Annotated in this window: 8 protein-coding genes; 2 read left to right on the top strand and 6 right to left on the bottom strand. The window is 44.8% G+C overall.

Features of this window, described 5'->3' with window-relative positions; translation table 11 throughout:
* Positions 1-279: 279 nt before the first annotated feature.
* The 3 genes from HWQ36_RS10995 to HWQ36_RS11005 form a co-directional block, all read right to left on the bottom strand.
* A complete protein-coding gene (locus HWQ36_RS10995; protein WP_292701933.1) occupies positions 280-1,548 on the bottom strand; it encodes a bifunctional sterol desaturase/short chain dehydrogenase in 1,269 nt (422 codons plus the stop codon).
* Positions 1,549-1,755: 207 nt separating this feature from the next.
* Positions 1,756-2,700 (bottom strand): fatty acid desaturase family protein, encoded by a 945-nt coding sequence (locus HWQ36_RS11000; protein ID WP_292701935.1) that lies wholly within the window; start codon positions 2,698-2,700, stop codon positions 1,756-1,758.
* Between the two features lie 137 nt (positions 2,701-2,837).
* Positions 2,838-3,461: a Uma2 family endonuclease gene (locus tag HWQ36_RS11005; protein ID WP_292701938.1), complete on the bottom strand. Its 624-nt coding sequence runs from the start codon at positions 3,459-3,461 to the stop codon at positions 2,838-2,840.
* A 243-nt stretch (positions 3,462-3,704) separates the two neighbouring features.
* Between HWQ36_RS11005 and HWQ36_RS11010 the strand changes: the two genes are divergently transcribed.
* Positions 3,705-3,944, top strand: coding sequence for a hypothetical protein (locus HWQ36_RS11010; protein WP_292701941.1), 240 nt, complete (start codon positions 3,705-3,707; stop codon positions 3,942-3,944).
* A gap of 81 nt (positions 3,945-4,025) precedes the next feature.
* On the opposite strand, the gene HWQ36_RS11015 is transcribed toward HWQ36_RS11010, so the two are convergent.
* Positions 4,026-7,328 (bottom strand): efflux RND transporter permease subunit, encoded by a 3,303-nt coding sequence (locus tag HWQ36_RS11015; RefSeq protein ID WP_292701944.1) that lies wholly within the window; start codon positions 7,326-7,328, stop codon positions 4,026-4,028.
* 54 nt (positions 7,329-7,382) lie between these two features.
* Positions 7,383-8,885, bottom strand: a complete 1,503-nt coding sequence (locus tag HWQ36_RS11020) for an efflux RND transporter periplasmic adaptor subunit (protein WP_292701945.1) — start codon at positions 8,883-8,885, stop codon at positions 7,383-7,385.
* A 239-nt stretch (positions 8,886-9,124) separates the two neighbouring features.
* On the opposite strand from HWQ36_RS11020, the gene HWQ36_RS11025 reads away from it, so the two are divergent.
* Complete coding sequence (locus HWQ36_RS11025) at positions 9,125-9,271, top strand: hypothetical protein (RefSeq protein ID WP_292701947.1); 147 nt, start codon at positions 9,125-9,127, stop codon at positions 9,269-9,271.
* A 36-nt stretch (positions 9,272-9,307) separates the two neighbouring features.
* Here the strand turns inward: HWQ36_RS11025 and aroF are convergent, their stop codons facing one another.
* Positions 9,308-10,177, bottom strand: coding sequence for a 3-deoxy-7-phosphoheptulonate synthase (aroF, locus tag HWQ36_RS11030; RefSeq protein WP_292701949.1), 870 nt, complete (start codon positions 10,175-10,177; stop codon positions 9,308-9,310).
* Between the last annotated feature and the right edge of the window lie 102 nt (positions 10,178-10,279).

Consider the following 10,279-nt stretch of genomic DNA (forward strand, 5'->3'; position numbering starts at 1 on the left):
TCTCTCGCAGAGATGTAGAGCCATAGAGAGAGGATATAATAGGATAAAGGGGCAATACGGTTCGGATAAGGTTTTTTGATGACACGCCCTAGATCGCAAAGACGCGATAAATCGCCGTCTTTACAATAATTAGTCCTTTGTAGAGACGGCGATTTATCGCGTCTTGCCTTAACCGAACCGTATTAGGATGGAGAGTGTTATTGTAAGTTTGTATGTCAGCAAAAGATTTTTTTCATAGGCAATTTATGAATTGCCCCTACCTGAAAATAAGGGTTGCAGCTATTGTTTGCTTAAGTCTTGTTCACTTTTCGCTGTCCGGCTGAAGACTCGATAGTATAGCGACGTACTAGTTTCTTTTAAGGGAAACAGCAGATAGGTGAGAGGATTTATTGCCACAATAATATTTCGGAAGTCTCGCCGCGCGAAAAATAAAATAGCACGAGCAACTTGTTGTGCAGACATCACTCCATAAGGATTAAGTTGACTCTTAAACGGGCCAAGAATTAACTTGCGAATTACACAATCCCCATCCAAACGCTTGAGAGTAACAATATCACCTAGCGATCTTTTGCTGAGTTCATAAAGCGGACTCAGCGCTGGAGAAACCTCAGCTTCAGAAGTATTTACCCAAATTTCCTTGGTTGCTTTTGCTTGTGGCCCTGTTACAGTTGTCAAAAATATATCCATCAACCGCAATGCTGAAAAAGTATTCACCTCATAAGAGGAATTGATAGCCTCTGGCGTGCGGCTGGCGTAGACATTGATTCCGTGGTTGATAATTAAAATATCTACTTTCTCTAAACTATTCCTCAGTTCAGCTTCATTACCTAATTGCCAGGGAATCACCTTCACCCCAACTTGCTCTACTAATTTTTCTGGATTAGTCGTTAACGCCACGACTTTAGCATTATTCTTTACAAGTTCAGCCGCCAAAGCTTGCCCTAACGCTCCTGATGCTCCGGTTAAAGCGATGGTTTTCCCTTTCAGAGACAGTCCTGTGCCCAGAATTTTATCAACTAAGGGAAAGACACCACTGTAGTAAGCGTTGACATCATCAAAATGATGCCGCCAATGGTAAGACCGATTCACCCACCAAATGGATGGAATTGTCTCTAAAGGTCCGGGTAGGTGGTTGTAGTCTGTATCAATTTTTCCCTGGAAATATCGTACAGACGCGCCATACAAGAAGGTGGAACCATAAGCTACTCCTAACCATAAGCCCTTATGTTGGACAATTAAGGCAATGACTACCAATACCACCAGCAGTAGACTCGATTCTAAAATGTCGTGATAAAGTTGCGATTCTTGGTAAATTTTCATGGAGACTATCGATAAATCGCGGCGATAGGCCATGTGGTGTTTGTTGTGCCATTTAGCAAGCCAATTGACTTGGTGACACAAAGCATGGTAGCTGTCTCTCAAAACCTCAGCGAGTAAAAGTGAAAAAAGTGCCCAACTAGCAAACTGTAAGCTGGCATTTAGCCAAACCCAATTAATTTGTAATCTTGCCTCAATTCCCATCAAGTTTTCAGCGAGCATTTTTATCATATTTGTCTATACTCATTTTTCTTAATTATTCTTCATGATCTGATAAATGTGCGTTAAGGTCGAGTCTAGAGCAAATTAAAATCAAAGGGAATAGGGAACAGGTGACAGGTGACAGGGGAATGGAGATTAGGGAGGGATAGTAAAGTTTCTTTATCACCAACGCCAGCAATTTTCCGTTTGTCCTAATTACGAATTACGAATTACGAATTACGAATTAATTATGATATTCCAGTTGACTCTCAGATAGCCAGGTTCAATGTGGGTAAAGTGTTGGCTCAATTGCTGATGTGCTTTTGGTAGAGCATGAAAGGGAATTGATGCATATAAATGATGCTCTGCATGAAATGGCATATTCCACATGAAAAATCGCACAGGCCAAAGGGTTAGCGTTGTGCGCGTATTTGTGAGCAGATTAGCGTCAAGAGTGCAACCTGTATGTTCTGCTAGCAGAATGAAACGGAGAATCGGCTGACCGATAAGCAGGGGTAGCAGCCAATACAGGAAAAACCAAGGCTGATTAACTACAATTGAAATTGCGATCGCACTTACATAAATACCTAATTGCCATCGAGTAGAGCGCATAACTTCGGCTCGTGCGGCTTCTGGCACAAATGGAAAATCGTCAAATTGACCAGTCGCTACCTGAAAATGCCCGCTTACTTTACCCCACCACCACGGTAAACCGCTAATTATCAACAAGTATTTACCCAGATTACTCGGTTTGAGATCGGTTAGTTCGGGATCTTTGTCAGGAACGCGAGTGTAGCGATGATGCCATTTATGATAACGACGAAAGAATGTGCTGTTGTAAAATGAGAGCAAGCCAGAAAACCAAGCTACAGCATGATTTAATCGATTGTTAGCGAAAGCCGTTCTGTGAACGCATTCGTGCATCGGTGCAAACATGGAAGCCAGACTGAAGCCGTAGATTACCAGTGCTGGTATAGCCAGTGACCAATTGCCAAAGTTTGTTGCCCACAGATAGCCACTGCAAACCATGACTGTGAGGTGCAAAACCAGTTGAACTAGCCCTTTGGAATTGGAGCGATCGTTTAGAACACTTAACTCCTGTACGCTGAGAATCTGACAGAGGTTTTGCTCTTTATCAGCTTTGTCATCCAATAATTCAGATTGAATAATTGCATCAGACATAATTGAAACTTTAGATAGTGTTGCTGAAATTAAGTATAAATTTGCTTCTTTGATAATCCAAAATCCAAAATCGTTCGACTGAGCGACTTGTGCCGAGCGGAGCCGAGGTAAGCCGAAGTCCAAAATCCAAAATGGTATTAGCTGACTACACCAGCGCGAAAAATTTGTTCTGCGGTTAAATTCAACTCTGGGAAAGTTGGTGATTGGATACGGTCATTACCTCGAAATTTATTAATTAGATACTCACCTTCTTCCAAACAGCAAACCAAGATAGTAGGTTGTTTTGGCTTGCCAATGAATTCCCTACCACCCAATGCGGCATAGTCCACAATCCAGTATTCAGAAATTCCCATTTGTTCATAGTCAGCGTATTTTTTGTGGTAATCATCACGCCAATTAGTACTCACTACCTCTACCACTAAAGGAATGGATGCAGCAAGGCTTACAGTAGATGTTTTTTTCCATAGAGGTTCATTTATTAAATTAGGCTGATTTAGGATAAGGACATCTGGTGAATAAGCTGATTCGTTTTCAAGCGGTTTGACGAATACTGTTTTTGGGATGAGATAGGGAAGATTTAAGCGGTCAAATTCTACACTAAGTTTTCTGACCAAAAATCCTGTAACCTCTTCGTGGTCGCCTGTTGGTTGTGCCATCTCAACAATTACTCCATCATGGAGTTCATAACGTCTTTGTGGGTTGTTTGAGTACTGAGCAACAAATTCGTCGAATGTAACTAGTTTGCGTAAGGCTTGAGTCATGGCTTTATTCCTCTAAGCAAAACTGATATGAGCGTGAAGGAAGCAGAGGGAGCAGGGAGAGAAAAAAGACTTATTTTAAGCGTATTGCAATTTTAAGAGAATGTTTGAAAAGTCTCCTTATCGGTATCAAAAGTTCTAGATCCCCCCTAACCCCCCTTAAAAAGGGGGGAACCGGAATCAAAGTCCCCCAATTTATCGGGGAGCCACTGCGGTCTTGGGGTCTCCCCAAATGAAGCAAGTGGCGTGGATTTAGGGGGATCTAAAAGTGCCCAAAGTCACAGCGAAACACTTTTCAAACAACCTCTAAGGCTTGTTCAGCCTTTTATCTCCGTTGGCGAGTATTTGAACTGGATGAATCCACCTCTGAACTCCGATCTCAAGTTCCACAATACGGTTCTTCGATGTTTGGAGACTGGGGATTTACGATCGCACCAAGTACCCAATCCCAGCGATCGCAATTATGGGAAAGTTAATCAAAAATAACTATGATACATAAAAAACTCCCCTCTCAAATGAAGGGAGTGAACAAATGAACCAAGCGTTATTTGTTCAGTTTGGGGAGTGTCAAATTGGCTGTTTGCGCCAGCTGCGTTTTTTCAGCTTGGTTTGCCAAGACTCCATGTAGGTGTAGAAAACGGGTGTTAAATAAAGTGTGAGGAACTGCGAGAACACTAACCCCCCAACTACTGCTAAACCAAGGGGACGACGTGTATCTGCTCCGGCTCCTAAACCGAGGGCAATTGGTAAAGTTCCCATGAGTGCTGCCATTGTCGTCATCATAATTGGACGGAATCTTACTAAGCAGGCTTCATAGATAGCATCATAAGGGGTTTTGCCGTTGTGACGGGCGACGATCGCAAAGTCAACCATCATGATCCCGTTTTTCTTCACAATGCCAACTAGCAGAATAATGCCGACGAAGGCGTAAATATTCAAGTCAACTTGAAACAGCAACAGGGTCAGTATTGCCCCAAATCCAGCAGAGGGTAAGCTAGAAAGGATTGTCAGTGGGTGAATGAAGTTCTCGTAGAGAATCCCCAATACGATATAAATCACCAAAATGGCAATCAGCAGTAGCAGCCCTAAACCCTGAATCGAAGATTGGAATGCCTGCGCTGAACCCTGGAAGCCTGTACTAATAGTCGGTGGCAGTGTTTGACGGGCGAGTTCCTCAATTTTCCCAGTGACGTTACCTAGTGACACTCCTGGCTTGAGATTAAAGGAGAAGGTGACAGAAGCAAGCTGCCCTTTGTGATTGATAGTCAAGGGGCCCACATCTTTACTCAAGGTTGCTACGGCGTTGAGAGGCACAAGTTGTCCATTAGGGGCACGAACTGAGAGTAAATCTAGGGCGTTGGAATTTTGCTGATATTTTGGTTCCACGCCCATAATTACTTGATACTGGCTATCGGGGGCGTAGATGGTAGAAACTTGGCGAGTGCCATAAGCATTACTCAGAGCAGTTTCGATTTGATTAGCCGTCAAACCTAAAGCCGAAGCTTGGTCGCGGTTTATATCTACTTTTACTTGCGGATTTTTGATTTGCAAATCGCTGTTGACATCTTGCAAATCTGACATGGTGCGGAGCTTGTTTTCCAGGGCTGGGGCATACTGGTAAAGTTCCTGAATATTGGGACTTTGCAGAGTAAATTGATATTGCGCTTTTGTTTGTTGTCCACCCACATTAATAGCTGGGGGATTTTGTAAGAATACCTTGATTCCAGGCACAACTGACAACTTCGGTCGGAGTTCCTGGACAACTTCATCAGCACTAAGACGGCGTTGATTGCGGGGCTTGAGTTCGATTAAAATTCTGCCAGCATTGGCGGAAGCATTTGGCCCGCCAGCCCCGACACTGGAGTTGATGGAATCGACATTAGGATCGCGATAAGCGATCGCAGCTACAGCCTGTTGATGTTTTACCATCTCATCAAAGGATATATCCTCTGATGCCTGGGTAGTTGCCGTAATTTGTCCAACATCTGCGTTGGGAACAAACCCTTTAGGCACAATTATAAATAGATACACTGTGGCGACAAGAATCGCTCCCGAAATCACCATCGTTGTGCGGTGATACTTGAGTGATTTCTTCAAACTCCAATCGTAGCCACCCAATATCACATTAAAGACGTTTTCTGAAAAGTTGTACAGACGACGATTAAAGTTTTGGATTTTGGATTTTGGATTTTGGATTTTAGATTGCGAATTAGGAATTTCCCCCTCATCCCCCTCATCTCCCTCATGATGAGGTGGACTCAAAAATCTCGAACACAGCATTGGTGTCAAGCTCAGGGAAATTACGCCAGATACCAAGATTGCAACGCTAATAGTAACGGCAAACTCACGGAACAGTCGCCCCAGAATGCCTTCCATGAACAGTATCGGGATAAATACTGCCACTAAAGAAATGGTCATAGATAAAATTGTGAAACCAATTTCTTTAGAACCATTTAGGGCTGCTTCCATGCGGCTTTCGCCCATTTCCATGTGGCGGACAATATTTTCCAGCATGACTACAGCATCATCTACTACGAAACCTACTGAAAGGGTTAACGCCATCAGTGACAGGTTATCGAGTGAGAAGCCCAGTAGTACCATGACTCCAAAAGTCGCTACAATCGAAAGCGGTACTGCCAAACTGGGAATAACAGTAGCAGAGATATTGCGGAGAAACAGAAAGATTACTAGCACCACCAGAGCGATGGTGAGTAGCAGCGTGAATTGTACATCATCCACCGACTCCCGAATTGACTGGGAGCGATCGTAGAGAATATCCATGTTCACAGCCGCCGGAATCTGTGTGCGGAAGCTGGGTAGGAGTTTCTTGATCGCATCCACCACTTGAACGGTATTAGTTCCCGGTTGGCGCTGAATTGCCAGAACGATCGCCCGCACGCCAGAATTTTGGATTGAGGATTTCTCCCCTGCTCCCTGCTCCCCTACTCCTCTGCTCCCCCGGTTACTGAGCGTAGTCGAAGTATGCTCCCCTGCTCCCCTGCTCCCCTGCTCCTCTGCTCCCTTGCTCTCTTTCTTGACAGGAAAATACCAGCTTGCGATCTTGTCATTTTCCACGCTGTCCAGAACTTGACCTAGTTCTCCTAGCTGCACTGGTGCGCCGTTCTGATAAGCCACACTTAGGGAGCGATAGCTGGCGGCATCGTTGAGTTGACCGTTTGCTTGAATTGTAGAATTCTGCTGCTTACCGTAAAGTGTCCCCGTAGGCAGATTGACATTTCCGTTAGCGATCGCATCAGCTACTTCATCAATTCCTATGCCTTTGACACTCAGCGATTCCGGGTCAAGCTGAATTCGTACCGCGTACTTTTGGGAACCAAACACCTGCACTTGTGCCACCCCATCCACCATTGACAGGCGTTGTGCTAGCAATGTCTCAGCGTACTTGTCTACAGTTGAGAGAGGCAGAATAGACGAATTGAGGGAGATGTAAAGAACTGGCTGATCCGCCGGATTTACCTTTCGGTAAGATGGCGGATTAGGCATATTTGTAGGTAACTGCTTTGCTCCCTTAGCGATCGCAGACTGGACATCTTGGGCTGCACCGTCAATATCCCGATTCAGGTCAAATTGCAGCGTCAACTGTGTAGTACCCAAAGAACTGGTAGAGTTCATCGAACTCAATCCCGCGATGCTCGAAAACTGCTGCTCTAAGGGAGTTGCGACTGAGGCAGCCATCGTTTCTGGACTAGCTCCGGGCAGATTAGCTGTTACCTGGAGTGTTGGATAATCTACATTGGGCAAGTCGCTAACGGGTAGCTGTTGGTAACTGATCAGCCCAAATATCAAAATGCCAACCATAACTAAGGTTGTCATGATTGGTCGCCGGATAAATAGCTCGGAAATGTTCATTTTAGTAGTGAGTCATTTGTCATTTGTCATTTGTCATTGGTCATTTGTCATTGGTCATTGGTCATTTGTTATTTTTTCCATCACCTCTGCTCCCCTGCCCCCCTGCTCCCTGCTCCCCTGCCCCCCTGCCCCCCGGTTACTGAGCGTAGTCGAAGTATGCCCCCCTGCCCCCTGCTCCCCTCTCCCTCTGCTTCCTACTTCCGGTTTCACTTCGACTGTGGCACCAGCTACTAGGTTGAATTGTCCATCAGTGACTACTTGCTCACCTGGTTTCAAGCCTTGCTTAATTACGGTTTCGTTCTCAACGGTGTCGCCGACGGTAATTGTCCGCATTTCTGCTGTTTTGTCGGGTTTGACTACATACACAAATTGTCCTTGCTGTCCACTCTGTACGGCCTGAGAAGGCACGGTAATGGCATTTGGTTCTTCGCTTAGTTTGAGGACTACATTAACAAACTGCCCCGGAAACAGGCGATCGTCAGCGTTGGCAAAAGTACCCTTAAGTTGAATTGTGCCTGTTTGGGTATTGACTCCACTATCGACAAAGGTAAGTTCGCCTCGGACTGGCCTCCCTGCGTCTTTAGGAGGTAAAGCATCGACTTCTAACTTGCCGTTATTAGCACTGTATTTTTTGATATCTGGCAGCAGTCGCTGGGCAATGGAAAAGTTAACGTAAATCGGGCGAATTTGGCTGATTATAATTAGCGGATCGGTGGCATTCGTCTCTACCAAGTTGCCTTGATTTAGCTTCAGACTACCCGTGCGTCCAGCAATTGGTGAGTAGATGGAAGTATAAGAAAGCTGAACTTTGGCATTATCGATCGCAGCTTCATCTGCAACTACCACCGCAGCCGCATTTTGTACATCTGCTTGGGCTGCCGCCACCGCAGCCTGAGCATTTGCTACTCCCTCTTGATCTGCTTTCACCGTTGCCTGTTGAGCATCAGCAGTAGTCTGATACTGTTCGGACTGTTCTTTACTGATTGCCCCTTGCTTAAGCAAACTAGCATAACGTTGAGCCTGCACATTTGCATTTGTTGCCTGGGACTTATCCTTCACTACATTCGCTTTTGCCTGGTTCACTTGAGCGATCGCTTTTAGCACATTAGCCTGTGCCTGTTTCACCTGAGCCAAATCTTTAGCTTTGGCAGCATTCGCTTGCATCAGCGCGGCTTGTAGAGGGCGAGAATCAATTTTAAATAACAAGTCTCCTTTCTTAACGTTCTGTCCTTGCTGAAAATAGACTCCAGTCAGCTGTCCACCAACTTGAGACTTGACAGATACCGTAGAATATGCTTCAACAGTCCCCGTAGCCGATAACTGTATTGGAATCGTTTTTTGAGTCGCAGTGGCAACCACCACTGGCACGGCTCGATTTTTTCCTGCTTCTTTTCCACTTGATTGGGCTTCGGAAGCATTACAGGCAGCACACAAGTAAGTTAAACCTAATACAAGTAGTGAAAATCGTCCTCTTTGAATAACGTTATGAAAGCTAAAAATAGTTTGAGCAGCCAAGGACGAAGGCTTTATCGTCTGAATAGGGACTAAATGGCGCATATTAACAATTTGGGGAAAGGGGAAGCACATACACGTACTAGCTTGTCGTTAGACATCGCATTTTTTGCAAAATGGTTGGTTGCGATTAATTCTAATTAGATAAGCAGAATGTTAGTTAAGCTAAACATTAGTGTACTAATAATTGTTTTTTTCGCCTACCCCTTTAGGAGAGAAATTGCTGTTAAGTTCTTGTTACTTTATTTTACGAAGGCGTAGTTTACCGCACTTCGGCAAGCTCAGTGACCACCGTAGACATCGCAGTTTGTCGTTCAGCCAAAATAAATATTTTGACTCATCCTACAGCTACAAAAACATCGCAAGTCTTCCCAACACCTGCCGCGATCGCTCATTTTGATAAAAAGCCGTGGGTAAATCAAAGTCATTAGTACCAATGACTAATGACTAATGACAAATGACAAAATTTAAGCAGCACAAAAAATTGGGGCAGGTGATAAACCCGCCCCGACATTTGATATATTGCGCCCAACGGCTGTTGCTACAGGCTTTAAACTATCAACTAAACGCACCATATCTTCTAAAGAGAGTGCTTGACGGGCATCAGAAACAGATTTTTCTGGTTCTGGGTGACATTCAATAATTAATCCATCTGCACCGCAAGCGATCGCAGCTCTAGCCACAGGTGCTACCAGTTCCCGTTTACCGACAGCATGGGAAGGATCTACAATCACAGGCAGGTGAGTTATTTGCTTAAGTGCTGCCACTGCCCCTAAATCTAGGACATTGCGAGTGTAATCATCGAAGCTGCGGATACCTCTTTCGCACAACACCACATCAGGATTCCCGTGGCTAAGAATATATTCAGCAGCCATGACGAATTCTTCAATAGTCGCGGCTAAACCACGTTTGAGTAGTATTGGTTTACCAGCTTGTCCTAAAGCTTTGAGCAAGTCGAAGTTTTGCATATTGCGGCTACCAACTTGAAGCATATCAGCGTGGGCGGCAACTACTTCAATTTGAGAAATTGACATCACCTCAGTGACAACTGGCATATTGTACTGCGATCGCACCTTTGCCAAAATCCTCAATCCTTCCTCACCCATACCCTGGAAAGCGTATGGAGATGTGCGAGGTTTGTAAACACCGCCACGCAATCCCTGCACCGATGCAGTAGATAGCTTTTGGGCGACAATCTCCATTTGTTCTAAGCTTTCAACGGTACAGGGCCCGCCGATAATTACCAGTTCTTCGCCTCCGAAAGCGACTTTTTCTGAAATTTTAACGATTGTCTGGTGATTTGGATGAGATTGTGCAGCAAGTTTGGCATTAATCATGGTTTCATTCTCCTGAAAAATTAAGTATTGGGCATTGGGAATTGGGAATTGGGCACTTGTACTGAGCGACTTGTGCCGAGCCTGTCCTGAGCGTAGCCGAAG

The organism is Nostoc sp. NMS2, from assembly GCF_017115105.1.
In the GTDB taxonomy this organism is placed as follows: domain Bacteria; phylum Cyanobacteriota; class Cyanobacteriia; order Cyanobacteriales; family Nostocaceae; genus Nostoc.